Annotated in this window: 24 protein-coding genes; 2 read left to right on the top strand and 22 right to left on the bottom strand. The window is 61.1% G+C overall.

The window, feature by feature from the left end; genetic code table 11:
* Positions 1-42: 42 nt before the first annotated feature.
* The 18 genes from H6A15_RS00740 to H6A15_RS00655 form a co-directional block, all read right to left on the bottom strand.
* Complete coding sequence (locus H6A15_RS00740; protein WP_204671365.1) at positions 43-1092, bottom strand: hypothetical protein; 1050 nt, start codon at positions 1090-1092, stop codon at positions 43-45.
* Positions 1093-1157: 65 nt separating this feature from the next.
* Positions 1158-1691, bottom strand: coding sequence for a shikimate kinase (locus H6A15_RS00735; RefSeq protein ID WP_204671362.1), 534 nt, complete (start codon positions 1689-1691; stop codon positions 1158-1160).
* A 3-nt stretch (positions 1692-1694) separates the two neighbouring features.
* Entirely contained in the window at positions 1695-2192 is a 498-nt protein-coding gene (locus H6A15_RS00730; protein WP_204671360.1) for a YqeG family HAD IIIA-type phosphatase, read from the bottom strand.
* Entirely contained in the window at positions 2189-3265 is a 1077-nt protein-coding gene (gene mltG, locus H6A15_RS00725) for an endolytic transglycosylase MltG (protein ID WP_289543749.1), read from the bottom strand. Before mltG ends, H6A15_RS00730 begins: the two co-directional genes overlap by 4 nt.
* Before the next feature lie 289 nt (positions 3266-3554).
* Entirely contained in the window at positions 3555-3929 is a 375-nt protein-coding gene (locus H6A15_RS00720; protein ID WP_204671358.1) for a DUF956 family protein, read from the bottom strand.
* Positions 3930-4049: 120 nt separating this feature from the next.
* Complete coding sequence (locus tag H6A15_RS00715; protein ID WP_204671356.1) at positions 4050-4994, bottom strand: PTS system mannose/fructose/sorbose family transporter subunit IID; 945 nt, start codon at positions 4992-4994, stop codon at positions 4050-4052.
* 18 nt (positions 4995-5012) lie between these two features.
* Positions 5013-5828: a PTS mannose/fructose/sorbose transporter subunit IIC gene (locus H6A15_RS00710; protein ID WP_204671354.1), complete on the bottom strand. Its 816-nt coding sequence runs from the start codon at positions 5826-5828 to the stop codon at positions 5013-5015.
* Positions 5829-5841: 13 nt separating this feature from the next.
* Positions 5842-6834 carry a PTS sugar transporter subunit IIB gene (locus H6A15_RS00705; protein ID WP_204671353.1) on the bottom strand — a complete coding sequence of 331 codons (993 nt, stop codon included), beginning with the start codon at positions 6832-6834 and terminating at the stop codon, positions 5842-5844.
* A 472-nt stretch (positions 6835-7306) separates the two neighbouring features.
* Complete coding sequence (gene ruvX / locus H6A15_RS00700; protein WP_204671350.1) at positions 7307-7720, bottom strand: Holliday junction resolvase RuvX; 414 nt, start codon at positions 7718-7720, stop codon at positions 7307-7309.
* A gap of 3 nt (positions 7721-7723) precedes the next feature.
* The gene (gene alaS / locus H6A15_RS00695) at positions 7724-10381 is read right to left on the bottom strand and encodes an alanine--tRNA ligase (RefSeq protein WP_239462229.1); all 2658 of its coding nucleotides are present in this window, start codon (positions 10379-10381) and stop codon (positions 7724-7726) included.
* Positions 10382-10504: 123 nt separating this feature from the next.
* Positions 10505-11941, bottom strand: coding sequence for an AI-2E family transporter (locus H6A15_RS00690; protein WP_204671333.1), 1437 nt, complete (start codon positions 11939-11941; stop codon positions 10505-10507).
* Entirely contained in the window at positions 11938-12729 is a 792-nt protein-coding gene (locus tag H6A15_RS00685; RefSeq protein WP_204671331.1) for an RNA polymerase sigma factor SigF, read from the bottom strand. The genes H6A15_RS00690 and H6A15_RS00685 overlap by 4 nt, the downstream gene beginning before the upstream one ends.
* A gap of 1 nt (position 12730) precedes the next feature.
* The gene (locus H6A15_RS00680; RefSeq protein WP_204671329.1) at positions 12731-13111 is read right to left on the bottom strand and encodes an ATP-binding protein; all 381 of its coding nucleotides are present in this window, start codon (positions 13109-13111) and stop codon (positions 12731-12733) included.
* Positions 13104-13799, bottom strand: a complete 696-nt coding sequence (locus H6A15_RS00675) for a hypothetical protein (RefSeq protein WP_204671327.1) — start codon at positions 13797-13799, stop codon at positions 13104-13106. Before H6A15_RS00675 ends, H6A15_RS00680 begins: the two co-directional genes overlap by 8 nt.
* 179 nt (positions 13800-13978) lie before the next feature.
* On the bottom strand, positions 13979-15319 hold the full coding sequence (locus tag H6A15_RS00670) for a replication-associated recombination protein A (RefSeq protein ID WP_204671325.1): 1341 nt from the start codon (positions 15317-15319) through the stop codon (positions 13979-13981).
* A gap of 48 nt (positions 15320-15367) precedes the next feature.
* Positions 15368-16621, bottom strand: coding sequence for a deoxyguanosinetriphosphate triphosphohydrolase family protein (locus tag H6A15_RS00665; RefSeq protein ID WP_204671323.1), 1254 nt, complete (start codon positions 16619-16621; stop codon positions 15368-15370).
* Positions 16622-16760: 139 nt separating this feature from the next.
* A complete protein-coding gene (locus tag H6A15_RS00660; protein ID WP_204671321.1) occupies positions 16761-17201 on the bottom strand; it encodes a prepilin peptidase in 441 nt (146 codons plus the stop codon).
* A gap of 1 nt (position 17202) precedes the next feature.
* Positions 17203-18591 (bottom strand): hypothetical protein, encoded by a 1389-nt coding sequence (locus H6A15_RS00655; protein WP_204671319.1) that lies wholly within the window; start codon positions 18589-18591, stop codon positions 17203-17205.
* A 228-nt stretch (positions 18592-18819) separates the two neighbouring features.
* On the opposite strand from H6A15_RS00655, the gene H6A15_RS00650 reads away from it, so the two are divergent.
* The gene (locus H6A15_RS00650; protein WP_204671317.1) at positions 18820-19149 is read left to right on the top strand and encodes a hypothetical protein; all 330 of its coding nucleotides are present in this window, start codon (positions 18820-18822) and stop codon (positions 19147-19149) included.
* 46 nt (positions 19150-19195) lie between these two features.
* On the opposite strand, the gene H6A15_RS00645 is transcribed toward H6A15_RS00650, so the two are convergent.
* From H6A15_RS00645 to ileS, 4 genes are all read right to left on the bottom strand, one after another.
* The gene (locus H6A15_RS00645; protein ID WP_204671315.1) at positions 19196-20503 is read right to left on the bottom strand and encodes a glycosyltransferase family 2 protein; all 1308 of its coding nucleotides are present in this window, start codon (positions 20501-20503) and stop codon (positions 19196-19198) included.
* 118 nt (positions 20504-20621) lie between these two features.
* On the bottom strand, positions 20622-21638 hold the full coding sequence (locus H6A15_RS00640; RefSeq protein ID WP_204671313.1) for an RluA family pseudouridine synthase: 1017 nt from the start codon (positions 21636-21638) through the stop codon (positions 20622-20624).
* 3 nt (positions 21639-21641) lie between these two features.
* Complete coding sequence (gene lspA, locus H6A15_RS00635; protein ID WP_342635774.1) at positions 21642-22229, bottom strand: signal peptidase II; 588 nt, start codon at positions 22227-22229, stop codon at positions 21642-21644.
* A gap of 38 nt (positions 22230-22267) precedes the next feature.
* On the bottom strand, positions 22268-25093 hold the full coding sequence (gene ileS, locus H6A15_RS00630) for an isoleucine--tRNA ligase (RefSeq protein WP_204671309.1): 2826 nt from the start codon (positions 25091-25093) through the stop codon (positions 22268-22270).
* A gap of 697 nt (positions 25094-25790) precedes the next feature.
* Between ileS and H6A15_RS00625 the strand changes: the two genes are divergently transcribed.
* Entirely contained in the window at positions 25791-26339 is a 549-nt protein-coding gene (locus H6A15_RS00625) for an NADPH-dependent FMN reductase (RefSeq protein ID WP_204671301.1), read from the top strand.
* The last annotated feature ends 146 nt before the right edge of the window (positions 26340-26485 follow it).

Here is a 26485-nt window from a genome sequence, read left to right as displayed (position 1 = left end):
GGAGAGACCGTGCATGGAACCAACGCGGGCATGCGAACAAGCCTATTCGACCGCTTCGTCCCCTTCAAGAAGCTCCGCGCGCGAGGCGACATATGCCGAGGCATGGCGGACAAGCACATCGTCGGTGACGGCCGTCAGGCGGATGATGCCCGGATTCTTTGGCAGCGCGAATAAGAGACGGTTTGAATAGCGAGCATTAGCCCCCTTCAGCGCATCGATGAAGCGGTCCACATCGAGCTTGAAGGGAAGCTCCTCGATTCCGAGGTCGTCGAAGCGGTCGTCCTGCTCGAAGACGGCGTCGACGTCGAACTTCGCCGCCTCGACGGCGAGGCGGGCTTCGAAACGCATGCCTTCGGCAAGCAAGACATGCCAGGGCACGCCCCCGCCCAAGCATGCGCGAAGCGCCCGCGCGCAGGTGAGGCCATACTGAAGGGCATTGCGGGCGGAAGGGTTTGCAGCGGTGACGACCGCCCGTCGAGCGAGCTGGGCGGCAGCCAGGGCATCCACATAGGCACGGGAATCGCCTTCGACAAGCCGAGGCACGAGCTCCCCCATCCGATCCCACGAACGACGGCTGTCGGCGAGAAGCGAGCCCATGAGGTAGACGTAGCCGCAAGCCCTCTCCGAGAGCGACGACTCCGTAACAAAATCGATGTCGCATACGACAAGCGACGGCTCGGGCGTCATCCAGGCCACGCCTGACACGCCGCCGGCAGACAGGGGCTCCATAGACGTCGCGACGGTGATCATGGCATCAAACGTGGTGGGAATGAGCGCGCAAGACATGCCGCCGCACCAGAGCTTCGCAGCCAGAGAACCCACCGAGCAGGCGACCGCACCGCCAGCGCACACCAGCACGTCGTCACGCGTGGCGCCCATATGTCCCAGGTCTTCAAGTACCGACGTGACCGCACCCATGGATTGCAGCTCATCGCCATCAGGCAAGACGATTCTCGTCACCGTAAAGCCCGCATCGACAAGCTCGTGCCGGATCTCGGTTTCAAGCTCTGCCCCAAGCGAACCCGCCGCAACAAGCGCCGCGCGCTTGGGAAGGCCGACGGTACCGCGCACCATGCGAGACAGCTCATCCAAGGCACGAGGGCCCATACGCACATCGACGCTTCTCGACGAGAAGTTAAGCAGCTGACGCCGTACCGTCACAGCAGACCACGCTCCAATAGCAGCTCCGCGCACTGATAGGAGACCTCCTTGAACGAACGACCGCGGATGTCGATCGTGAGGTCTGCGGCAGCCTGATAGAGCGGCCTGCGATGTTCGAGCAGGCTCGCGGCATGTTTTGGCGAACGAAAATCCGGTCGTGCCGCATAGGACCGAATCTGCCGGAGAGAGTCATCCAGGTCCCCGTCTAGATAGACGCAGAACCCCATCTCACGCATGAGCCGAATGTTCTCGGGCGTCTCGACGACACCGCCGCCGCATGAGACCAGCAGGCTCCGCTCGCTTCGCAGGGAACGAAGGGCCTGGGTCTCGAGCTTGCGAAAGTACGCCTCGCCGCGGGTGCGATACATGGCGCCGACCGACATGCCCGCGCGCCGCTCGACAAGCCGATCGGTGTCGACGAAGCGGCGATTGAACAGGGAGCCGAGGTTCCGGGCGAGGGTCGACTTCCCCGCACCGAGAAAACCGATGAAGAAGACATGGTCGCAGCCGCGCTTGACGCTCTCAGGCATCGGCTACTCCTCGCAGGGAACGCCCTTGAGCGCCCGACGCTCAAAGATGCGGAAGATCTGCGTGTACCACAAATCGACCGTGGTCTGCGGCTTTACCAGGATCGAATCGATTCCAGCAAAGTTGCCTGCCCAGACATCGGTATAGAGCTGGTCGCCCACCATGACGGCCGCATCACGCGGAACGTCTAGATGCCGAAGGGCGCGCGCGAGCGCGAATGGGAGGGGCTTTAATGCAAAGCAGATGGACCCAAGCCCCAGTTCGCTCGCCGAACGCTCAACCTGGTCGCGATGCCAGTTGTTGGAAACCATGTAAAGGCTGAAGCCTTTCTCTCGGGCACGGTCGAGCCAAGAGGCTACCTCCGCCGGGGCCGTTGCGCGATCACGTGGTACCAAGGTGTTGTCGCGATCCAAGAGAATGGCACGCTTGCCCTGCGCCCACAGATCGTCTAAATCTATCCGGTCGACCGAGGCGACATACCGCCCGGGAGAAAAGATGCTCATGAACGTGAATCCAAATACTCCTGACGATTCGTGAGGAACTCGTCGTAGGTCTCGCTGAACTTATGCGTGCCGTCGTTGGCACTAGACAGTACATAATACAGGTACGAGGTGTCAGCGGGGTTCACGGCGGCCTGAATCGACGAGATACTCGGAGAACAGATTGGTCCAGGCGTGAGGCCGGTGTTTTGATAGACGTTGTACGGCGAGTCGATCTCGAGGTCATCGTATGTGACGGACTGCGAACCGCCTCCGCGGGCATACACGATGGCGGCATCGATCTGAAGCGGCATGTCCTCATCGAGACGGTTGTAGATGACGCTCGCGACCATGGGACGCTCGTCCTCGACTGCCGTCTCGCGCTCCACGAGCGACGCAAGCGAGATGAGCTGCTGAGAAGTGAGGCCGTTGGCGCCCGAGGCAAGGTCGATGTCTGCGGTCTCGATCTCAAACTGATCGAGGAGCGCCCGAATGATGTCGTCCGCGGTAGGGGTTCCGGAGAAGCTGTACGTCTTGGGATAGAGATAGCCCTCGAGGGAATCGTCATAGGCGCCCTCTAGGAAGGGGTAGTCGTCAACATAGTTTGACGCCTTTGCCTGCTGGAGGAACTCGTCGGCCGGAATGCCGTAAACCTCCTCCACGCGGGCAGCGGTCTGCTGAACCGTCAGCCCCTCTTGGATGGTGAGGCTCACGCCCTCGACGTTGGGACCGTCGATGAGCTGCTGGACGACCTCGAGCGGATCTTGGCCGGTGGTAAACAGATAGTCGCCAGGCTTAAGCAGCGCATCGGCGTTGAGCTGACGAACTGCCGCATAGTAATCCTGGGGGTCCTCAATGACATGATTGGTGGATAGCGTAGAGGCGATCTGGTCGCCGGAGGCACCTTCGGGGATGTTTACCTGGACTTCTTGGCCCGCCGCGACCGCAGGCTCGGAAGAGCCGACAAACAGGGGCGTCACCGCCGGCAGCACGACGCCCATCACGACCGCAACAGCAAGGACGGCAACGACGAGGGCGATGACGACGGGGACCGGGGAGCTCTTCTTACGCTGGGGAACCTGGTAGGCGCTCGCCACGGGCCGAGGAGCCGGCCGCGTTCGAGATGCCCGGGAGGCATGCGTAGCGAAACGTCGGGCGCTCCCTCGAGACGTGGAGGATTGCTTGAAGCGAGTTCCCGCCGGACGAGCAGTTGGCTGGGTCTGGGTGCGACGCGCACCGCTGCGAGCAGGCTGATTGGAACGATGGGAAGCGTTAGCCACGAGGTCCCCTCCACAAAAGGCGAAAGAATCTTATCGATTCTGTAGTGTACCTCAGTGACCCCTCAACCTTAAAGTTTCCATCGAACCTTGAAGGATTATCAGACTCCTAGCGACGATGGAACAGGCCCGTGATACCTGACTTCACCACATCGAAAAATCCAAGCGAGCGCAGCAGACGGTCTGCGGGTACATGCTCGCGAACGGCACGGAGCGTGCGCTTGTTGTCCTTGGTGGAAAACGCAAAATGGCCGTTCGACTTTGTGAAGATCGCAAAGCGTGGGATCCAGCGCCCGCCAAACATCACCGAGGCAGAGACATAGTCCACCTCGTCCCAGGGGATTTGAACATAATCCTCGGGATTGCGCTCGTTATAGAACTCAAACGCCTTATCCCCCACCATGACGTTGCCGTAGGTGGACAGCCCCGCAAAAAACGTTCCGGGAGTCGTAAGCTCAACGGTGGAGTTCTGAGATTGTGCCATGGTCACTCGATCCCTTTATGTCGAATACAGAAAAGGCGGGGTCGCGCCCGACATGCCATAACCGGCACGAGCGAGCGCGAACCCCGCAACAACCTGCAGGCGCAGGCAATGCCCAGGTAATTAGAGAAGGCCGATGTAGTGACCGACGATACCAACGGCAAACATGCCGATGATGATCACGATCGGGGAAACCTTCTTCTTGAGCAGCCAGCAGCACAGCAGCGTCACGCCCACGGCGGCAAGGCCGGGAATGAGCGAGTCGAGGTTAGCCTGAAGCGTGGTAACCTTCTCAACCTCCAGACCGGTGGAGCCAAGGGACGCATACTGCGAAAGCGCGCTCTTGATGGCGTCCGCAACGCCCTGGCCGCCCTGGCCGGCAGTCTCGGCGATGGCATCCCAATCGATGTAGGCGCCCTCGGACTGCGTAACCGTGGAAACGACGGGCGCGAAGGAGATGGACACCCAGCGCTCGACGAGGCCGCCGATGACGAACATACCAAGGATGGAGGCACCCTCGGTGATCTTGCCCATGAGGCCGCCAGAGAGGTCCTCGGTGATGGAGGTGCCGAGCTTGTAGCCAAACTCCTGGGTGTACCACTCGAAGACGAGGCGGATGACGTTCCAGGCCACGAAGAAGAGGACCGGGCCCATGATGGAGCCGCCCATGGCGAGCGAGGCGCCAAGGGCACCCAGCAGCGGGCGAAGCGTGAACCAGAAGACGGGGTCGCCGACGCCGGCGAGCGGGCCCATCATACCGACCTTAACGCCCTGGATGGCTGCGTCCTCAACAGGGGCACCGTTTGCGCGGTCCTCCTCGAGGGCGAGGGTGACGCCGATGACCGGGGAAGACACATACGGATGCGTGTTGTAGAACTCCATATGGCGCTTGAGCGCGGCAATCTGGTCGTCTTTGTTGGTGTAGAGCTTCTTGATCGCGGGGATCATCGAGAAGCACCAACCGCCGTTCTGCATACGCTCGTAGTTCCAGGAGCCCTGGAGATACTGGTGACGGAACCAAACCTGCAGACGGTCGCTCTTAGAGAGCTTAATCTTGTTCTCTGCCATTATCTGTCTCCTCCCTTCCTACTCGTAGTCGTCCAGAATGTCGCCCAGCGGGTCACCGGACCCACCGCCGACGCCGCCGCCCTGCTTGGCAAGCTCCTTGAGGCCAAGGTAGATGAGGGCGAGGGAGATGCCGATGACACCAAGGGCGATCAGCGTGAGCTCAGAGATGGCAGCGAGGCAGAAGCCCAGCGCGAAGAACGGCCAGACCTCCTTGGTCGCCATCATGTTGATGACCATGGCGTAACCAACGGCAGCGACCATGCCGCCGCCAATGGACATGCCATCGGAAAGCCAGGCGGGCATCATGTTGAGGGCGCCCATGACGGCGTCAGAGGGAATGAAGCAGAGGGCGGCTGCCGGAATGGCGATACGAACGCCCTGCATGCAGATGGCGATGATCGACCAGACATCGATGGCGAGGAAGTCGCCGCGGGCTGCGGCGCCGTCCATAAAGTGGACCACCGGAATGGCGAGCGTACGAACGATCATCGTGAGGAAGAGGCCGGCCACGGACAGCGGCACGGCCACGGCGATTGCCGTGGAGATGGCGGTCGCCTGGTCGGCGCCATTGCCAACAGCAATGACCATCAGAATTGCCGAGGCAACAGACGCGAGCGCCGCGTCAGGCGCAACTGCTGCACCGACGTTTGCCCAACCGAGGGCCATCATCTGAAGCGTGCCGCCCAGGATGATGCCCGCCTCGAGTTGACCGCTCACCAGGCCGATGAGCGTGCACGCGACGAGCGGCTGATGGAACTGCCACTGGTCCAGAACGCCTTCCATGCCGGCGAGGAAGGCAACAATGACAATCAGGACGATTGTAATTACCGACATGTTTCCCTCCTTTTTATGCCTGTGCGGCCAACTCGGACTTGGCCTTCTTCATCATGCCGTCAAACGACTCAGGCGAGTCGGCAGGAACCTTGCGGACGTCGAACTCGATGCCCTTGGCGGCAAGCGCCTCAAGGCAGTCGACGTCGGCCTGATCCATAGCGATGGCGTTGGTGACGACGACCTTGCCCACCGAGTGAGCCATGGAACCAAGGTTGACCTTCTTGATGTCCACGCCGCCCTCGATGCACTTGAGCAGGTCTTGGGGCGTCTCGAAGAGAAGCATGGCCTTGGTGGCGCCAAAGCGCGGGTCCTTGGCAACGTCGATCATCTTCTGGATGGGCACGACGTGAGCCTTGACTCCCGGAGGCGCGGCCTGCTGAATCATGGTCTTGCGGAGCTCGTCGTGCGCGACGGCGTCGGAGACCACGATGATGCGGTCGGGACCGGTCATCTTGGTCCAGGTCGTAGCGACCTGGCCATGGAGCAGACGGGTATCCACGCGGACGAGCACGAACTTGATATGCCCGTCACCGAGCACCGTGCCCTCGGGGATTGCGCCGGCAGGCGCGACGGGCGCCTCGACGACGGCCTTCTCCGTCTTGGGCTCCAGATCCTCAGGCTTCACGCGCACGCCGTCGCGGGACTCGGTGATGAGACCGGCAGCGATCTCGTGAGCGGTCGCATCGGGATTCATGCGCAGCGTATAGGCGGTGATGACCATAGGAAGGTTCATACCAGTGACCGCCACCCACGTCGGATGCGAGTCGAGAAGTCCGTTGATCTGGTTGAAGGGCGTACCGCCCCACAGGTCGACCAGGAACAGCACCTGCTCTGGGTCTGAAAGTGTTGCCACCTCCTTCTCGATCTCGGCCCTCAGGTCATCTGGTCCCATGCTCGGCTGCAAGCTGACCGACACGACGTCCGGCTGATCGCCGAAGACCATCGAGGCCGTCTGCTTGATGCCCGCAGCAAGGTCGCCATGACTTGCAAGGACAATACCTACCATACCTACCTCCTTAGCTAGAGAGGTTACATTGTGGTCCGCAGAGACGTCATGCCTGCCATCCACAGACCGCATATAATTGTATAGAAATGATGAACCGTGGGCCGCTCATTCTCCGTGAACGGTAGTTTCCGCAGGTAGATGCGTTTCGGTAAACGGTCTTTACAGACATTCGTATTTGTGTATTTATACAGCCTCAGCCGTAAAAAATGACCGTTTACAGGCACTTTTATACCGTTCACGGTGTCATGAGTATATTGTTCTCAAAAGTGGTAATTGAACCGATCGCACAGCGCCTGTCGCACGCCAAGCTTCCAGAGGTCGGCAGACGCCTGTGCGAGCACGCCTCTGCTCGCGACAGTTCGCACTCCTTAGAAGCGCGCTCCTGCCAGATACAAGAAAAAGGGCTGCATGCCACCCGTCAGTGACATGCAGCCCTTGCGATGAGAGCTCTCGTTTTAGTCGGCGCGCAGCATCAATTCCGTCGCTGATCAAGCCAGGTCTGCAAGAACAGGCTTGCCGCCACCATGTCGACCTTGCCACGCATGTCGCGCTCGCTCATGCCCTGCTCGCGCAGAATACGCTTCGCCTCACGCGAAGAGAGACGCTCATCGACAAACTCGAGAGGCAGCCCGCAGGCATCGGCTACGGCACGCGCAATCTTCATGACCCGCTCGGCCTGCGGACCGTCCTCCCCGCCGAGGGTCTCAGGACGGCCGCAGACGAGAACATCGGGCTCATAATCCTCCAAGATGCGCCTGAAGGGACGCGCCATGCCTGCGACCTCGGCCGCAGGCAAGACCTTGACCGGCATGGCGACCCTGCCCGAAGCATCGGATGCCGCAATGCCGACACGGACCTCGCCGATATCAAGAGCGAGCGCGACCATCGTTTATAAGCCCAGCATCTCGCGGGCGGCAGCGAGTGCGGCAGGAATGCCGTCAGCATTCTTTCCGCCGGCCTGAGCCATGGTGGGACGGCCGCCGCCGCGTCCATCCACGCAGGGAGCGATGGCCTTGATGACGTCGCCCGCCTTGAACCCGCTCGCGACCGCGTCGTCGGTTGCGGCGGCAAGAAGCGCGGGCGTTCCCTTTTCCGTAACGGTAGCAAGCACGCAGGCAACGGGAGCGGAAACCTTCTGGCGAATGGTGTCCCACACATTTCGAAGCTCGGCGCCCTCGAGACCGCTCAGCTGAGCGATGACCACCTTATAGCCGGCTGCATCAACCGCTCCGTCGATAGCGGACCCGATGGCGTCCGACGAACCCCCCGTAAGCGCAGCCTTGAGTTTCTGGTTTGCCTCGCGCAGGTCCCTCTGAAGGCCGGCGATGCGAGCGGGGACTTCGTCGACGCGGCATTTCAAGGATGACGCGGCGTCAGCAAGAAGCTGGGCGCGCTCCTCGAGATACGCCACCGCGCCCTCACTCGTCACCGCTTCGATACGACGGACATTGGAGCCCGTAGAGGACTCGGAGACGATTCGGAAAAGACCGATCTCGGCGGTGTTGTGCGCATGCGTGCCGCCGCAAAGCTCGCGGGAGAAGGGACGCTCTTCCTCTCCAACCGATACGACGCGCACCACGTCGCCGTACTTCTCGCCGAAGAGCGCCACGGCGCCAGCCGCCTTCGCCTCCTCGATGCCCATCACCCGGGTCACGACGGGCTTCGCTGCAAAGATCTCGCGATTCACCAGCTCTTCGATGCTCTTGAGCTGCTCGGTCGAAAGCGCCTCGAAATGCGTGAAGTCAAAACGCAGGTGCATGGGGGCGACGAGCGAGCCCGCCTGGTTCACATGCTCGCCAAGGACCTGCTTCAAGGCGGCGTCAAGCAGATGGGTCGCCGTATGGTTGCGGCGAAGGAGCTCGCGGCGATGGTGGTCGACCGCGGCGCAGACCGCATTTCCCTCGGCGAGGTTTCCGCCCTCCGCCACGCAGACGTGCGCATACAGGCCGTTGTGAACCTTGGTGTCGCTCACCGTAAGGATGGTGTCGCCCATGGTGATGACACCGGTATCGCCCATCTGGCCGCCCATCTCGCCGTAGAACGGGGTGCGGTCGAGCACGACCTCGACCTCATCGCCGGGGTGTACGTTGGCGACCCGCTCGCCCCCGCGCACCAAAGCGAGAACGCGGGCGCCCTCGAGCGTCTCCAGATCGTAGCCGCAGAACTCGGTTGCGGGAAGCTTGTCAGAAAGCTCGGTCCATACGTCGTTGAAGGTGCCCCAGGCATCCCCCTTCACGTTGGCGCGCGCACGCTCCCTCTGTGCCTCCATCTCGCGGTTGAAGCCGTCGATGTCCACCGCATGGCCGGCTCCCTCGGCGATCTCGACAGTGAGGTCGATCGGGAAGCCGAACGTGTCATGGAGCATGAAGGCGGCGGCGCCGTCAAGTGCCTCGCCTTCCGCGAGCTTGGAAAGCGCCTCGTCCAGATATACCCGGCCGTTGTCGAGCGTGGTGGAGAAACGCTCCTCTTCGGCATTTACGATGCCCTGCACAAGCGCGACGTTTTTAAGAAGGTCAGGGTAGGCGTCCCCCATCAGCTCGTTCACCTTGTCGATGAACTTGCCCAAGAAGGGCCCGTCGACGCCAAGCAGGCGGCCATGGAAGACGGCGCGGCGGAGAAGACGGCGCAAGACGTAGCCGCGCCCCTCGTTTCCGGGAAGCACCCCATCAGAAATCAGGAAGTCGACCGAGCGGGCGTGGTCGGCGATGATGCGCAGGCTGCGGCTAGGCCCGGTGTAGTCGTCACTCACGTAGGTGGCCCCGGAAATCTCCTCGCCGAGCTTGATGAGCCCCTGCATGATGTCGCTGTCAAAGAATGAGCTCTTGCCCTGCATGATGGCGCTCATGCGCTCCAAGCCCATGCCGGTATCGAGGTTGCGATGAGGAAGCTCTGGCATAGAGCCATCCTCCTGGCGGTCGAACTGCGTGAACACGAGGTTCCAGTATTCGAGGAAGCGGTCACAGTCGCAGCCAGGCGCGCAGTCAGGACGGCCGCAACCGACATGTTCGCCCATGTCGTAGTAAATCTCAGAGCAGGGACCGCAGGGGCCCGTGGGGCCGGCGGCCCAGAAGTTGTCATCCTCGCCAAGACGGGAAATATGGCTCTCCTCGACACCCAGCTTACGCCAGATGTCAAAGGTCTCGTCATCATCGGTGAAGACGGTGAAGTACAGCCGCTCGATGGGGAGCTTGAACACCTTGGTTGAAAGCTCGAGCGCCCAGGCGCAAGCCTGCTCCTTCGAGACGCCGCCGAAAGAGAAGTTGCCGAGCATCTCGAAGAACGAGGCGTGGCGGCCGTCGGCACCGATGATGTCGATGTCATTGGTGCGCACACACTTCTGGCACGAGGTCGCCCCGATCTCGCGCATGGTCTTCTTGCCCTGGTAATACTCCTTGAATTGGTTCATGCCTGCGTTGGCGAGCAGCAGCGACGGATCGTCGGGCACGAGCGAGGAGCTGGGATAGAGCTTGCAGCCCTTGTCCTCAAAGAACTTGAGAAACGCTGAGCGGATCTCTGCGGTTGACATGATGGGTCGGTCTTCGGTCATGGGGTATTCTCCTCAGAAGCACACGTTGAATCCTAGTGACGTAAACGTACAGAAGGATAGCATGCCCTGCGTCCTTGAGGTGCGAGGGAGCGGCGTTGCATGGATTGTGCGGAGATTGCCCCACTATCGTCCGTCATCCTCGCGGCTCTCGTCTGATGGGCAGCCGTCCTTCCCATCGGGAACCGAAGATGAATCTTCGTGGCGGTCGCCTGCAAACGGGTTGCGGAACATGCCCGTGGCCGAAGGCTGAAGCGACGCGAGGCGGCTCCAGGGATTATCAAGCTCAGGTCGAGGCATCGCCTCAGCATCTGGCGCGGTGTCCTCGTCAACGATCTCCGACTCGGTCACGAATGAGTCGTCGCCCAGCGCGTCATACGCAGCGACGGGAGCGCCTTGGGCATCCCGATACGGGGTTCCCTGGAATATCGCACCGTCATACGCAACAAGCTGGCGCTTCGTGCCGTTTTCAAAGTAGAAGATGAACAGGCCCTTCAGGGCGGCACACAGGGGGATGGCGATGACCATGCCCAGAGCGCCCAAGAGCGCGGAGCCGACAACGATCGCGGTGAGGCTCATCGCGGGGTGCACCGAAACTGCGGACTGCATGATCTTTGGCGAGATGACGTTATCGGTGATGTTTTGGGCGACTGCAGCCCATATGAGCGTCCAGAGCGCCGTGAGCGGATCGGAAATAACCGCAAGCAGGACCGCAACCGAGGCAGAGATCCAAGGACCGACCACGGGGATGAGGTGCAAAAGTCCGGTAAGGACCGCCATGAGGCCCGCATAGGGATGGCCCACGACGAGAAAGCCGACGAAAGCGAGAACTCCGTTGATGACGGAGGTGATGACCTGGCCGCGCATGTAGCCACCCACCGAGCGCGACAGGATCGCGACCATGAAGCGATAACTCGTCGCACGCTCCTCCCCGACGATGGTTCCCACCTCGCGATGGATGGTGGGGTAGTCGCGGGCAAGCCAGTAAGCAAGCACGAGCCCTAAAAAGATCACAAAGAGCTGCGAGGCAAAGCCCGAAATAAAGGGGAACATCCCCTTGCCGACATCGCCGGCGAGCTGGGCGACAAAGTCGGACGCCACGTTGGCCAGCGAGCCCAAGGCCGAATCAAGCTGCGTCGCCCAGCTCGACTCCGAAAACACCTTGAAGTCATTTGCGACGGTCACCACCCATTCGCCAAAACCACGAAGCTGCGACGGCAGGGCGGTGAGAACATCGACGACCTGTTCGACGAAGACGGGGGCGATGACCAGCAGGAGGCAGAGGATCGCGGCAACGACGACGACCAAGCCCACCAAGGCGCCAACGCCGCGGGGAACGCCGTGATGCTCGAGCATGTTGACGATCGGAGAGGCAACGAAGGCAACAAGCGATCCCACGGCAAGGAACTCAACGACGGGAGCCAGAACGCCGAAGACGTTGAGAATCGCGATGCCGATGATGATTGCACCGACGACGATCCACACGCGCAAGGCGATGGGGGCAAGCGAACGTATCTTGTTGGTATCGGCCTCGGCGTGCGAGGGGCTTCCCTGCGTGCTCATGCTCGTGCGATGACTCCCTCAGGGTCGATCTTGTCCTGAATCTTCTTAAGCGTCCGACGCAACAGGCGTGACACCTGAACCTGGGAAATGCCGAGCTGCTGCGCAATCTCGATCTGGGTCATGCCTTTCAGGAACCTCAGCTCGATGACCTCACGCTCACGCGGGGAGAACGACTGCAGCGCCTCTTCGATGACCAAGCGGTCGTCGGTAAAGCTGAGCTCGTTGTCCTCCGATGCATAGCGATCGATGATCGACGGCGCATCCTCTCCCTCGGACGAGCCGGTTCCCTCAAGGGGCACCGAGCTGTAGGCAGAAGAGGACTCCATGGCCTCGAGCACTTCGTCGACCGAAGCGTCAAGATAGTCTGCGACCTCTTCGATGGTCGGAGAGCGCTGCAGCTGGGTCGTAAGCGTGTCGGTAGCCTGGTTCACCTTCGCGGAAAGCTCCTGAAGGCGTCTCGGCACTCGCACGCTCCACCCCTTGTCACGGAAGTGGCGCTTGATCTCGCCCAAGATGGTCGGCGTGGCATACGTGGTGAACTCAAGGCCCCTGCTCGGGTCAAAGCGATCGATCGCCTTGAGCAGGCCCAGATAGCCGACCTGAACCAAATCGTCGATCGGCTCGCCGCGATTCTTAAACTTGTTTGCCAAAAACCGCACCAGGTTAAGGTGGGACATGACGAGCTTCTCGCGCGCGTCCATGTCTCCCTCTTCCTTATACCTGCGGAAGAGCTCTCGCGTCTTCTCCTTGTCCCAGGCGGTTTTCGTGGACTGTGTTCGTTCAGCCATATCACACATCCGCCTTGAGTTCGAGGTGCAATCTCGTGGGATTCTCATCTTTCGCATACGAGTCGCACACGGCAGTAAGGATAAGGTCGGCGTAAGCGGCCTCGGGGGCCCCGTCTACAGAGGCCAGGTCGACCTCACCGAGATCGAAATCCATCGAGACGTGCTCGGCATCAACGTCAAAGGCTATGCGAATAGCCTCGTCGGGCTCAACCGTGCAAGCATAGATGAAAGCCTCTTCCGCAGCCATGCGGAGGTCCTCGATGCGATCGACCGACATGGACGAAAGTGCCGCGACATTCGCCGCCGTCATGCGCACAAGGCGAGCGAGGCGCGGCTCGCAGCGGACCTCAAGCTGAATGCGCTCCGCAGAAGCATTAGGCATGGGAGTTCTCCTTTACATCGGCGGTCGGCTCGGCGCCGGTCGCAGGGGCGTCATCGGTGGCAGCATAGGTGAAATATCGATCCGGTTGCGACGGCTTTGGCGTCTCAGAAGGCTCAACTGAAACCTCCCGTGGCCCCGCGGGGGCATGCGATGCGGCGGGAGCAGGGTTAATTGGCTCCTCGAGAGCGGGCGTCTCTTCATCACGCGGCTTGAACTTGCCGATAATACGGTTCACCACGCCCGTGGCGGAGTCGGTAATGCCCGAAACGGCATTTCCAGCACTCGCCGCGGCGCCCGTCACCGCAGAGACGTCCCGTACAACGCCTTCGACCTCAACAAGATTTGCGGAGAGGGCGTCGACAGCGACGGTGGCGGACTTGAGCAAGGGCTCAAGCTGCGCAGCAGCAGGCTGCAGCTCGCCAGCCGCATCATCAAGATGGGCGATGACGGGACGCGCCTCGACGATGGCCTCGTCAAGGTGCCTCAGCACGGGCTGGGCATCGGCGGCGACCTGCTTGAGCTCGACCACCACATCATCGACGCCGTCCATGGTCTTATCCATGCGACCGACGGCACGGTCGACCTCGTCAAAGGTGCCGCGCGACCGGCGAACCGTGAGCGCCACTTCAATAACCGCCCAGATGGCGACAAGCGCCAGGACAATGAGAGCGATCTGCAGCGGATCCATGCTGCCTCCCCTACAAAAAGCGGCGATTCATCGCCGCGACCTCAACACAACTGAGCTAATACTACCCCATGCGTCGACTTTGAGTCGTTCGGGCAAGCTCGCCCATGCCTTCCGCAGACCATACCACTCGACCGAATAGTCATCCTCCGCCTTTTGAGATCCGGCATGTCTACCGATGTCTACCGTGAAGGGGCTCCCTTCCCCCGAGGCGCCTGCTCGAAGCGCCACTGCTCCCAGCCGCGCCCCGCTGGCTTCCAAAACGCCCCACGCTCCAAACCCTCTGGAAGATAACGCTGCTCGACCCATCCCTCGGGATAATCGTGCGGATAGAGGTAGTCGCCATACTCCTCCGAGCCGGGACGGTGCCGGTCACGCAGATAGCTCGGGACCTCGCGCTGCCCGCTCGTACGCACGTCTTCGAGCGCAGCGTCTATGGCCGCCTCGCAGGCATTGGACTTGGGTGCGAGCGCATTGTAGATCGCCGCCTGGGCAAGGTTGATGCGGCATTCGGGGTATCCGATCACCTCGGCCGCCTTGAATGCGGCCTCAGCAACGAGAAGGGCCTGGGGGTCGGCGTTGCCGATATCCTCTGATGCCTGGATCATGATGCGTCGCGCGATGAACTTTGGATCCTCACCTGCATCGATCATGCGTGCAAGCCAATATACCGCGGCATCCGGGTCGCTGCCACGCATGGACTTTATGAACGCGGAGATGATGTCGTAATGCATATCCCCGGCCTTGTCATATGAGAGTCCTCGGCGCGGATTCGCGGTCGTCACGTCATCGAGTAAGATCGGCACCGCCTCGCCGGCTTCGCGAAGCGCATCCGACTCAGGACGCAGAATGGCGACCTCGCTTGCAAGCTCGAGCGTGGTCAGAGCGCTGCGTGCATCTCCTGCAGCAAGGCGGCAGATTGCAGAGACGACCTCTTCGTCAGCGCAAAACGCCCCCGCAAGACCGCGCTCGTCCGCGAGCGCCCTCCGAACGAGCACCGCAACGTCATCATCTGACAGATAGCCCAGCTCCACCACGCGGCTGCGCGAGAGCAGCGCCGAGTTAACCTCGAAGTACGGGTTTTCGGTCGTCGCGCCGATCATGACGACGGTGCGGTTCTCGACGGCATGAAGCAATGCATCCTGTTGCGAGCGAGAAAACCGATGGATCTCGTCAATGAAGAGAATGGTTCTCCGGTCGAAGGCCATAAGGCGGCGCTGCGCCTCGTCGATTTCGCGGCGCAGATCTTTCACCGTACCGGTCACGGCTGAGACCTCGACAAACTCGCTGCGCGTATGCTGGGCGATGATATGCGCAAGCGTCGTCTTTCCGGTTCCGGCTGGGCCATAGAGTATCACGCTCGACAATACATCGTGTTCGATTGCCCGCCGGAGCCATGACTCGGGTCCGACCGCTTTCTTCTGACCAACGTATTCGTCGAGCGATTCAGGACGCATGCGCACGGCGAGCGGGGCATATCGGTTGCGCTTCTCCTGCTCGCCAGCGCTGAACAAGGTTTCCATGTACGACGGTCCACTCTCTTTCTCAACACTACGGTCTGCACCGCGATATCAACGCTCGTTGATATAGGTGCGACGCGGGAATCTGATCTCAGGGAACAGCTTTGTCGCAAGCTCGGCAAAATATCCGTCGCTCATGCTTGCGATATAGTCCACCACGGTCTGGTGGGGATCTCGTTCCCACTCATAGGTTCTCCCGTAGTGCGCAAGATGCTGCTCGATGCGAAGAATATGGTGCCGATAGATATAACTCGACTCGTCACGATCGAGAAGGTCGGCGAGGCAGCGCTCATACATGAGCTCGAATGCACGTGCCAAAACCGCCGCGCTCTCCCCTTCTATGCCGCTTGCCCGATAGATTTTTGCATAGTTTTCCGCTTTGGCGCGACGAATCTCCTCAAACAGCTCCTCGCTCATCTCGATGCGATCGCGCCCATAGCTATGCTCGATGATATCCGCCGAGGCATGGGAGAGAATCCAGGAGTTATAGGCCCCGCCGAGGCCATCTTCAAAAGCGTCCTCGTCAAGCAGGCCTGCAGCGATCGCATCCTGCCGATCGCGCCCCACATAGGCGATGATGTCGGAGATGCGCACCACGCAGCCCTCGAGCGTCATGGGCCTCAGGTGGCCGACGGCGATGTCTCCATCTCGATAACACGCCTCGACCGTACGATCGAATTCGTCAAAGCCCGATAGGCCCGACAGCTCGAACACGCGCTGCTCGTACTCCCCGTTATGGGTGAGCGCCCCGTCAAGCGTCTGAAGGGTCAGGTTGCGTCCGTACAGGACGTCGAGAACCCTGACCGAGTGGACGTTGTGGAAGAACCAACGACCCGTATGCGCATGGTAGACGTCGTTCAGGCAACGCTCCCCCGCATGTCCAAACGGCGTATGGCCAAGATCGTGCCCAAGGCCGATCGCCTCGATCAAGTCACAGTTCAAGCCGAGTGCGTATCCGATGTCGCGGGCGATGCGGGCAACGAGCTGAACATGGAGGCCCCGTCGCGAGAGGTCGTCATTGCTGCGAAAGCTGAACACCTGCGTCTTGCCTGCATAGCGATTATAGGCAGGGGTGTGGAGGATCTTCTCGACGTCGCGCACGTAGGCGGGCCGCCATATGCTGGCCCGGTCGCCCTCACGATCCTCACGCCGTATGGCATCGGCGTCTTCTGCCCTAAAGGGGTTGACCCAACCATGGGCGCGATCGTGAGCCATTCGCTCGACAAGCTCGTCAGACAAGACTTCAGGAATGCGCGCCATGCGGCCACGCAGCTCCGTGCGGGATACATGAGAATCAGATGACATGGCAGCTCCTTCCTGTCGTCACGACCCATCTTCGCATATCGTACGGACAACAGCCCCGGCGGCGCGGGAAACGCCGGCCTTTTTGCCGCAGTCGGCAGGACGCTCCGGCCTGCCGCCGCTATGGATAAACACCCGCCGCCTAGCCCATAGCACCCATGACCATCCAGACGATGAAGATGAATGGCAGAAGCGGAAGCGCGCGTCGTCCCATGATCACGCCTGAGACCGCCATCGCAAACAGCGAGAAGGCAAAGGTGAAGAGACCGCCCCATGGGTCGAGCAGCATAAGGGAAAACAGCGCCTTGAGGTCGCCCATGCCCAGGCCCGCCTCATGGTTTGCCCGTCTCCAACCAAGCTCAAAACCGAAAAGCGCGCCACAGACTGCAAGCGCCATGAGCGCATGCACGAGGAGCGTCTGCCACCCCGCCGTCAAATAGGAGAGCGCTGCAGCCGCGCAAGCAATGACAGCCGCAAGTGCGTTCGGCAGGCGGCGCTCTCGAAGATCTAGCAACGCGGCGACCGCGAGGGGCACCGCGAGAACGGCCCAAGCCGGCACACCCAAGGCTACGGCTGCGTCCATGTCAGTCAACCACGAGACAGCCCATGTTGAGCCGCCCGGCGAACTCGCCGATGACGGCCGCCTGCCCGCACCGCGTGAACACGCCGCCAAACCGGTTGCGGAACAAGAAGAGCCCTTCCATGTCCATATAGGGTTCGGCCCGTCTCCCCACACCAGCGACGCCGCCCTCGACGTTGGGCGTCGCGAAAGGCGTCACATACTCCTGCACCGTGCCGCCCGTCGCCGCCATCTCGTGCAAGACGTCCGACCACTCGGCGTCCGTGCAATCCTGTCCAGCTCGAACGCCAACGCTGTTGTATCCGTCACGCGGCTTGGCGATCCACAGCTCGCGCTCGGAAAACCGTGAAAGATCGCTCGACTCGTCAAGCATATACGTAGCAGGAACGTGTTCACGAACGAACGCGAGCTCATCGGCAGAAAGGAAGCGTTCTGCGATGGGGTCATGCAGGACGGCAAACACCGTCTTGGTGGCGCAGGGCCACGTTCGAAATCCGCCGACGACAGGAACGGCGCCCTCGCGCACGCATGTCATGAAGGCGTCAGCGCCGGCGCAGGGCTTCTCAAGCATCTCTGAAATCACCACGCGACGCCACACGCCGTCGAGAGGGCCCTGCGCGTCATACAAGACGCCGTCCACATAGCGCAAGTCGCGGATGTCGGCAAATCGAAGCGTTGCCCCGCGCTCGGCAAAGACGCGTTTGAATTCCTCTATCTCTTCCGCCACGATGCTCTCGGAATAATCGACAGCCGCAACGACCGGAGCCTCCTTCTCGCCTGATGCCTCGGCAATGCACCCGAGCACCGCATCGGCACATCCCCCATAGACATCAAAGGTCGCTACGTCATGGCGAGCCGCAAATCGCCTACCCGTCTCGGTCAGCAGGTTGGCACGGGTCACCTCCTCGGTCACCAGCATGCCCGAGGAGCCATCGGTGTTCAGCTCGCAAAACGTAAAGGCGCCTGTCCGCTCGTCAAGGAATATGTCGACACGCGCGATGGGGATATCCGTCGAATACGGTACGGGGCAGCATGCCAGCTCTTCGACGCGGGGGTCGAACCCGAATCTCTGCCGAAGCTCCGCATCCTCGATGAACTGGCGGGTGAGCTTCTGCATGATGTCGCCCATGGTCTCGGCAATCCAAGATAGGTAGGTCAGGTCACGCCTTGAGAACACTTTCGGCACGAAGCTCCATTGGACCGGCCCGCCGTGATAGAGCGCGTTCGTGCCAGCAAGGTAGGCATCCCCTGCCTCATGAGAGGCGTCGTCACCCGAAAGACCTTCGGCAAGCTCGAGATATTCCGCCTCGAGCGACAACGAATCGAGCGGGACGGCAATGGGTCCGCCGGAAGACAAGCTGTCAGAAACCGTCAAGCGTGCGTTGGTATCCATGCAACCTCCATGTCAGAGTATCGGCGTCGAAACGATAGCGCCGGCGTCATAACACCTTGATACTACCCACAGAGGAGCCCCTAGCTTCGCGCCCCATCGAAGAACGTGTGAGACCGGCACAATCCGACGAAGGCCGCCTGAGGGTCGACCATGGTATGATGGGCCGAAGCATTCGGCACCAGGGCTTCAATGCCCACCATCACGCACGACTCAAGAACAAGGACTGGCATGAGCAATCAAACCGACAGCTCCATCGTGAGCCAACAGCCAACTCGCCCCGTCGAGAGCGCGAGCGCCTCGACGGCATGCCAGACCAATGATTCCAAGTTCTGCTATGTGGTGACTGGCATCGTGCTCGGCGTGGTAGCCCTCATCGCCCTAGCAGCCACCCTCCTTGTGTTTGGTGCGCTCGGATATATGGGGACGCTGGCATCAAGCGGCTATGACTATGGCGATGTATACGTTGACCCCCATGACGGCTACGCATGGGGCGACCTCGACGATGCCTGGAGCGGCTACGAAGGCTTCGGCGCGCCGGACGGAGATACCTGGGCGTAGCGGATGCGCCCATACGGCGCAGCACGGCCCCGCCTATACGCATCCCTTATTTTGCGCCGTCAATGACCTGGTCAAGGGTGACCGAGACATTGTGGGGCGTAGGCACCCAGTCGACCTTCAAGAACAACGCCGCGACCGTCAGGGGAATATAGGAGAACATAAAGAATGGGAAGGTGAGCAAGTTCGTCAGCACGCGCCAACGCTGTGGGGAGTGAATGTGCTTTCGCTCGAGAATCGTCGTCGTGAAACCCATGAGGAAAAACGTCGAATACATGGACACAAACGTCATGATGAGCGACGCCGCACACGTCTCGAGCTCATAATTTGTCGCCAAGAACCCGTGGCTCAACATGCCGACGATCATAAAGGTGCCGTTTGCAAGAAGAGAGAGCAGCGACAGCAGCATGCCGGGCGCGATGGTCATAAGTAGATCGTAGGCGGCAAAGCGACGATATACCGTCATCGATTTCACCAACTGTTTGCCATAGGTGAAAAAGACCTGGTAAAACCCTTTGGTCCAACGCATGCGCTGACGCCAGGAAGCGACAAAGGTCACGGGCTGCTCGTCGTAAAACTCAGCCGGAGCGTACGCGATGCGCACGCCATGGACCGCACAGAAGGTAGAGAACTGGATGTCTTCGGTGAGGGTATGGAAATGCCATCCCTGCATCCCTTCGACGATCTTGGATGAGATGAGGTATCCCGAACCAGAGACGGCGCAGGAGGTGCCGCAGAACATGCGCGCATTGTTAAGGAAGCGCGCCTCGCGCAAGAACCAGATGGCGTTTGCGGAAGAGATCCACGAGCTGCCGAAGTTTTTCGAGTTGCGATAGCTGGTTACCGCCATGTAGCCCTGGTCAAAGGCATCATTCATGATGCGCACGTAGTCGGGAGAGATGAGGTTGTCGGCATCGAAGATGAAGAATCCTTCGTAAACGCCGGGATACTCATTCAAAATTCGCTTGAAGCCATAGTCCATGACCCAGCTCTTGCCTTTGCGTGCGAGGTCGTTGCGCTCATAGACGATAGCTCCGGCATCACGCGCCGCGTTGGCGGTGTTGTCGGTGCACGCATCGGCGACGACGAAGACGTCGATGAGCTCGGAGGGATACCTCTGGCTCTTGATCGAGGTCACAAGGTTGGCGATGACCGCCTCCTCGTTATGAGCCGCAATGAAGAACGCGTAGCGATGCAGCTTCTTCGCCTTGGGATAGCGATACTCGCCGCGCAGGAACCCCACGAGAAAAAAGATGAACTGGTAGAAGAAGCAGCAGGAAAAAAGCACCATGATGATGAGGTTGAACACCACCATCGGGGTGATTTGCCCAGGAAGCCAGAAGTCGAGGTTGAGCATGCATGCGCTCCGGTCTAGACGGGAAATACAGGCTTATGCCGCACAGAAGTGTACCGTAGCGCACGGCCCCCGCCTGCGGCGTCCACGTGGTCTGCGCAGGCTTTCCACGGTAGAGGGCTCAGCCCTCCCAAAGGCCGAGTTGCGGAACGATCTCGTCGCCGACCTCGGTGCGGCCGAGCGATGCCGGAGCAAGCTCTTCGAGCACGGCGGAAAGATCCCAGGGAAGCTCGTCGCGGCACTCAATGGTCTCCCCCGTCACCGGGTGATCGAATCGAACGCGCCAAGAGTGCAGGAATTGGCGCGTAAGCCCCCGGTCAGCCCGCTCGTTGCCCCGTCCGTAGAGGGGGTCGCCCACGCAAGGATGGTTGATGTGGCGCATATGCACGCGGATCTGATGGGTTCGCCCGGTGTAGAGATGGCACTCGAGCAGCGTATAGCCGTCGTCTCCGCGAGAAGCGTCGAAGCGCTCGAGTACGCGGAAGGTGGTGATGGCCTGGCGGGCAAAGGGGTCATCGGATACCGCCATCTTGACGCGGTCGCGCGTCGAGCGGGCAATGCCCGTATTGATAGTCCCCTCGTCATGGGCAACATATCCATGGACGAGCGTGATGTAGCGTCGATCGAGCGTGCGGAGACGGATGAGGTCCTGCAGGGCGCGCTGCGTGTCGTCATCCTTCGCGGCGAGCATGAGCCCAGAGGTATCGCGGTCGAGTCGGTGGACGATGCCGGGGCGGTCCTCCCCCTGCAGGGTCCCGAGATGGTCCGCACCGCAATGGTAGACGAGCGCGTTCGCAAGCGTACCGGAAGCATGGCCATGGGCAGGATGGCACACGAGTCCGCGCTGCTTGGAAAGAACGATCAGATAGTCGTCTTCATAGCGGATATCGAGCGGGATGTTCTGAGGAACCACGACGCCTGGCTCTTCCTCTTCCGGAAGCTCGATCGAAATGCGATCCCCGACGGAGACGATCTGCTTCTTGGAAAGGCAGGTCTCCCCGTTCAGCGCCACCGCACCCGCCTCGATGAGATGGGCGCATGCGGAGCGAGACGGGCAGCCATCCAGGCTGCCCAGCAGGGCGTCGAGACGTTTTCCCGCCTGGGCGTCGGACACAAGAATATGAATGTCGCCCGCCATCGATCAGCGCCCCTTGCGCGTGTCGTCGACCTTTTTGGAGTCGGAGCGCCGAGCAAGCCGCTCAGCTCGGTCTTCCTCGGCGCGACGCTTTGCCTCGGCGTTTGCCGGAGAGAACAGAAAACCGACGAATGCGATGACGACGCCGACTGTGATCCCGATATCGGCAACATTGAACACTGGGAAGTTGATGAACTCGGTCGCGATGAAATCGGTCACGAATCCAAACACAAGGCGATCGACGGCATTGCCGATGGCGCCGCCCGCGAGCATGCCGAGGCCGACGGCCTCGAGCCTTGAAATGAGGGGGGCACGCCACAGGTAGGCGATGCTCACGACGACGACCACGGCGGCGAGCAACACAAAGGTATAGCCATAGCCGCTCGCCATGCCAAAGGCGACGCCGGTGTTCTCGACGTACTCAAAACCGATGATGCCGGGGATCAGCTGGACGCCCACCGTGCCAGATCCAAGCGTTGCACGAACAAGCACCTTGGTTAGCTGGTCCACCGCAAGAAAGGCGACCGCGAAAGCGGCGGCGACGGCAAGGCGCCACGCGCGAGGCGGCTTCACATCCTGGGTTTTCCTATCCACTGGGCATCCTTTCCCCGGCATCACGTTGCTATTCTCTCCTACTGCCCGAGGGCCTCTGCACAGCGAGCGCAAACATGCTCATGCTCGCCATGGACGCCGGTGCTCTCGCGATAGTTCCAGCAGCGCTCGCAGCACTCGCCATGCGCGGCCTCGACCTCGACGGAGAAGTCGTCACCTTCGTGGAGCTCAACCTCGGAAACAATGAAGAACTCCGCAAGGTCACAGGCTTTCTCGCCGGTCAACAGGGCAAAGCTCTCGTGCGGCACGGTCGCCACGACGCGGGTCTGCTGGCTCTTGGTGAAGGTTCCGTCGGCACGCGCGTCCTCGAGCGCCTTGGTCACCACGCCGCGAAGCTCGAGGGCGGCCTCGAGGACCGGCCGATACTCGTCGGCGACCTCGACCGAGATGGGCGAGCGATACCAGTCGAGCAGCGCGGCATACGTCTGGTGGTCGCGGCATCCAGCGGGAGCATACGCCATGACCTCGTCGCAGGTATAGGCAAGAATGGGCTGGAGGTCGCGCAGGAGCATCGACAGCAGCTCGGAGGTCACCGTCTGGGCGCTGCGACGGGCAAGGGAGCCGGGCTTCTCGCAGTACAGGCGATCCTTCAGGGCATCGAGGTAGACGTTCGAGAGCTCCGTCACCACGAAGTCGTAGAGCACGCGATACACGCGGTTGAACTCGTATGCGGCATAGGCCTCGTCAACCTCAGCCTGCACCTGGGTGAGGCGGGCAAGCATGAGCTTGTCGAGCGGAAGCAGCTCATCAAAGGCAACGGCCTCCGTCTCAGGGTCAAACTGGCCCTCAAGCTCGCCCAGCAGGAAGCGGAAGATGTTGCGGAAGCGACGATACGCATCAGAGGTGCGCGCCAGAATCTCATGGTCGATGGCAACGTCCGAAGACGTATCGACCGAAGACACCCACAGGCGGATGATGTCTGCACCCATCTCGTCGCAGACCTTGTTGGGATCGATCACGTTGCCGAGCGACTTGGACATCTTGCGGCCCTGGCCGTCAAGCGTGAAGCCCTGAGAGACGACCGCCTTGTACGGAGCGATGCCGTTGGCGCCGACGCTCGTCAGCAGCGAGCTCTGGAACCATCCGCGGTGCTGGTCGGAGCCCTCGAGATAGACATCGGCGGGATACTCGAGGTTTTCGCGAGCCTCGCACACGGCCTTCCAAGACACGCCGGAATCCCACCACACGTCGAGGATGTCGCGATCGGCCTTGAGGTGATGGCCGCCGCACTTGGGGCAAACGCACGCATCGCCCAGGTAGTCCTCAGGCGCGTCGGTAAACCAGGCGTCGGAGCCCTTCTCGTGGAAGAGCTTGATCACGGCATCGAGCGTATCGTCGTTCATGACCTTCTCGCCGCAGTCCGCGCAGGTGTAGCTGGGGATGGGGACGCCCCAGTTGCGCTGGCGCGAGATGCACCAGTCAGGACGGCCCTCCACCATCGCTCCGATACGGTTGGCGGCGCGCTCGGGATACCAGCGCACATTATTGCGAATCTGGTCGAGCGCCTGCTCGCGAAGGCCCGTCTCATCCATGGAGACAAACCATTGGTCGGTCGCGCGGAAGATGGTCGGGTTCTTGCAACGCCAGCAGTGCGGATAGCTGTGGTTGATCTTCTTCTCCGCAAGAAGCGTCCCGCGCTCACGCAGCCAAGCGATGATCTTGGGGTTCGCCTCATCGGTATCGAGGCCAGAGAAGGGGCCGCCCGTCCCATACTCCTCGCCCACATAGAAACGGCCATCGTCATCGACAGGCATGATGATGGGCAGGCCGCAGCGCATGCCGGTGTAGTAGTCGTCGACACCGTGGCCGGGAGCGGTATGGACGCACCCGGTACCGTCCTCGAGGGTGACGTAGTCCGCAGTCACCACTTTGCCGGTGACGCCCTCAAAGATCGGCTGCTTGTACGTGATGCCAACGAGGTCCTCGCCGTGCACGCACCAAGGCTCAGACTCGCCCGCGGGAACGAACAGGCGGGCGTCCTCGAGCTTCGCTGCGCCATGGAACACCTTTTCCCAAAGCGCCTTCGCCATGATGCCCAAGCGACCCTCGGCCTCGACCGCGACGTAATCGGCCTCGGCGGAAAGCGCGACACCGGAGTTCGCCGGCAGCGTCCAAGGGGTGGTGGTCCAAATGACGACGTCGACGGGCATGCCGGAGGCAGTGAGCGCCTCGGGGACATCGATGAGCTCGAAACGCACGAAGACAGACGGGCTCACCTCGTCGGCGTATTCAATCTCGGCCTCGGCGAGCGCCGTGTGGCAGTGCTTGCACCAGTGCACCGGCTTGCGGCCGCGGTAGATCATGCCCTTATCGAACATGGCCTTGAAGACCTCGATGTCGGCGGCATCGTGAACGTGATAGAGCGTGAGATAGGGATTGTCCCAGTCGCCGAGAACGCCCAGGCGACGGAAACCGGCCTTCTGAAGCTCGATATTCTCGACGGCAAACTCGTGGCACATCTCACGAATCTTGTCCGTCGGCGTATCGTTGAACTTCTTTGTACCGAGCTTCTCCTCGACCTTATGCTCGATAGGCTGGCCGTGGCAATCCCAACCGGGGACGTAAACGACCTCTTTCCCCTGCATCATCTGATAGCGGTTGATCATGTCTTTCGCGATCTTGTTCATCGCGTGACCGATATGGATGGGGCCGTTTGCATACGGAGGGCCATCATGCAGGACAAACTTGTCGTGTCCCTCGTTCTTCTTCAGCACCTGCTCATAGACATGGTTTTCGTTCCAGTCTGCCAGGCGCTTGGGCTCGGACTTCGCGAGCCCGGCGCGCATGGGGAACCCGGTCTTCGGCAGGTTCATAGTGCTGTTGTACTTGCTCTTCTCTTTCGCCATCTGCCCCTCCTTGGTGGCTGGGGCGCCTAGGCGTCGCGCCCCTCTGTCGCTGAGGCGCCCTATGAAAAAAGCGCCCGTCCCTCGAAGCTGGGACGAAGCGCTCTCGATGTCGCCAAGATTCTGACCTGGCGAACGGAAGCTCTCCGCTATACCACCCAGCTTAGGTGCCTGGGACACAGCCGGGAAAGATTTCCAACATCTGCATCCACACACCCGTACTCGGCCGACCACATCACGGCGGTCGTCCCGGCGACGCCTACTGGAACAACCATGGTTGGGACAAAACGGTATCGATCATCCCACAGCCGTTCGTTCGGGCCGCGGCTCCGGGGTGATATTCGCCAGGTGCGCTCGCAAGCTTCTCAGCAACGCCCGCTCTCTGTAGGGCGCATAGGCTGGCTACTCGTCCCCTTCACAGCCATTGCGCGGTATTGTAGCACACAACGCTACAAGCAAAACCCTACATGGAATCCCCCAAACAAGCTGTTTGAAGTAGAGATGGCCGACGTCTGTCAGGTGTGATTCACGGCACCCGACCAATCACCTCCCCGCCGTCACGATTGCGCGGGGGCGAGAACGGCCCCGCCTTACCTCAAACAGGTAAACGAAGAATCGCGGCATCCCACCGACGCATTCGGGGCATACGGTACTTGACGATGTCGGTCTAGGCTGCCGACAAAAGCATGAAAGGACGCCTATGGATATCCTTGCCATCGTGGGATCGCTGCGCGACGGCAGCATGAACCGAAAGCTCGCCGAGACGGCGAAACGCGAGATCGCATCGCTCGACCCCACCGCAACGTTTACCATCCTCGACTGGGCAGATGTTCCGCTCTTCAACGAAGACATCGAGCGCCCGGCGCCAAGCGCGGTGCAGCGTGTTCGCGAGCAGGTTCTCGCCGCCGACGGCATCTGGTTCTTTACGCCTGAATACAACCATTACTTCCCCGGGACGCTCAAGAACCTGCTCGACTGGCTCTCTCGCCCCGTCGACGCGCAGCAAGGCCAGGTGCTTGACAGAAAGCCCTGCGCCATCAGCGGCGTTTCTGCGGGAGGGTCCGGCACCGTTGTCGCGCAGGACCACCTCGTGACCCTCGTTTCACTTTTAAACATGAACATCATGAACAAGCCCCGCCTCACCATCCCCTTCGGATTCTCAAAGATGAAAGACGGGGCGCTCGAGCTGGGTGACTCCCTCCCCTACCTGCAGAGACAAGCGGAGGCGTTCCTCGCGTTCATTTCTTAGCGTTCAAGGTTCCACGCAAGGGACTTGCCATCCGGCGCGGCCGGCGTGCGGCGACACGGTCGCGCCAGGCGTCTCGAGGGAGGGGCACGGCACGCCATGGGCAGGGGTGTCGTGCGGGCGCCCTGAACAACACGCTCCGCTTTTCC

Origin of the sequence: Enorma phocaeensis, assembly GCF_016901575.1 — a bacterium.
Lineage (GTDB): Bacteria > Actinomycetota > Coriobacteriia > Coriobacteriales > Coriobacteriaceae > Limicola > Limicola phocaeensis_A.
The sequence above is the reverse complement of the archived record's forward strand: the minus strand, read 5'-3'. Positions and strand labels throughout refer to the sequence as shown.

Coding starts and splice junctions, on each gene's coding strand:
- H6A15_RS00735 (WP_204671362.1), bottom strand. CDS start 1,691: ATGCCTGAGAGCGTCAAGCGCGGCTGCGACCATGTCTTCTTCATCGGT.
- H6A15_RS00730 (WP_204671360.1), bottom strand. CDS start 2,192: ATGAGCATCTTTTCTCCCGGGCGGTATGTCGCCTCGGTCGACCGGATA.
- H6A15_RS00720 (WP_204671358.1), bottom strand. CDS start 3,929: ATGGCACAATCTCAGAACTCCACCGTTGAGCTTACGACTCCCGGAACG.
- H6A15_RS00715 (WP_204671356.1), bottom strand. CDS start 4,994: ATGGCAGAGAACAAGATTAAGCTCTCTAAGAGCGACCGTCTGCAGGTT.
- H6A15_RS00710 (WP_204671354.1), bottom strand. CDS start 5,828: ATGTCGGTAATTACAATCGTCCTGATTGTCATTGTTGCCTTCCTCGCC.
- H6A15_RS00705 (WP_204671353.1), bottom strand. CDS start 6,834: ATGGTAGGTATTGTCCTTGCAAGTCATGGCGACCTTGCTGCGGGCATC.
- ruvX (WP_204671350.1), bottom strand. CDS start 7,720: ATGGTCGCGCTCGCTCTTGATATCGGCGAGGTCCGTGTCGGCATTGCG.
- alaS (WP_239462229.1), bottom strand. CDS start 10,381: ATGACCGAAGACCGACCCATCATGTCAACCGCAGAGATCCGCTCAGCG.
- H6A15_RS00690 (WP_204671333.1), bottom strand. CDS start 11,941: ATGAGCACGCAGGGAAGCCCCTCGCACGCCGAGGCCGATACCAACAAG.
- H6A15_RS00685 (WP_204671331.1), bottom strand. CDS start 12,729: ATGGCTGAACGAACACAGTCCACGAAAACCGCCTGGGACAAGGAGAAG.
- H6A15_RS00680 (WP_204671329.1), bottom strand. CDS start 13,111: ATGCCTAATGCTTCTGCGGAGCGCATTCAGCTTGAGGTCCGCTGCGAG.
- H6A15_RS00675 (WP_204671327.1), bottom strand. CDS start 13,799: ATGGATCCGCTGCAGATCGCTCTCATTGTCCTGGCGCTTGTCGCCATC.
- H6A15_RS00670 (WP_204671325.1), bottom strand. CDS start 15,319: ATGGAAACCTTGTTCAGCGCTGGCGAGCAGGAGAAGCGCAACCGATAT.
- H6A15_RS00665 (WP_204671323.1), bottom strand. CDS start 16,621: ATGTCATCTGATTCTCATGTATCCCGCACGGAGCTGCGTGGCCGCATG.
- H6A15_RS00660 (WP_204671321.1), bottom strand. CDS start 17,201: ATGGACGCAGCCGTAGCCTTGGGTGTGCCGGCTTGGGCCGTTCTCGCG.
- H6A15_RS00655 (WP_204671319.1), bottom strand. CDS start 18,591: ATGGATACCAACGCACGCTTGACGGTTTCTGACAGCTTGTCTTCCGGC.
- H6A15_RS00650 (WP_204671317.1), top strand. CDS start 18,820: ATGAGCAATCAAACCGACAGCTCCATCGTGAGCCAACAGCCAACTCGC.
- H6A15_RS00645 (WP_204671315.1), bottom strand. CDS start 20,503: ATGCTCAACCTCGACTTCTGGCTTCCTGGGCAAATCACCCCGATGGTG.
- H6A15_RS00640 (WP_204671313.1), bottom strand. CDS start 21,638: ATGGCGGGCGACATTCATATTCTTGTGTCCGACGCCCAGGCGGGAAAA.
- ileS (WP_204671309.1), bottom strand. CDS start 25,093: ATGGCGAAAGAGAAGAGCAAGTACAACAGCACTATGAACCTGCCGAAG.
- H6A15_RS00625 (WP_204671301.1), top strand. CDS start 25,791: ATGGATATCCTTGCCATCGTGGGATCGCTGCGCGACGGCAGCATGAAC.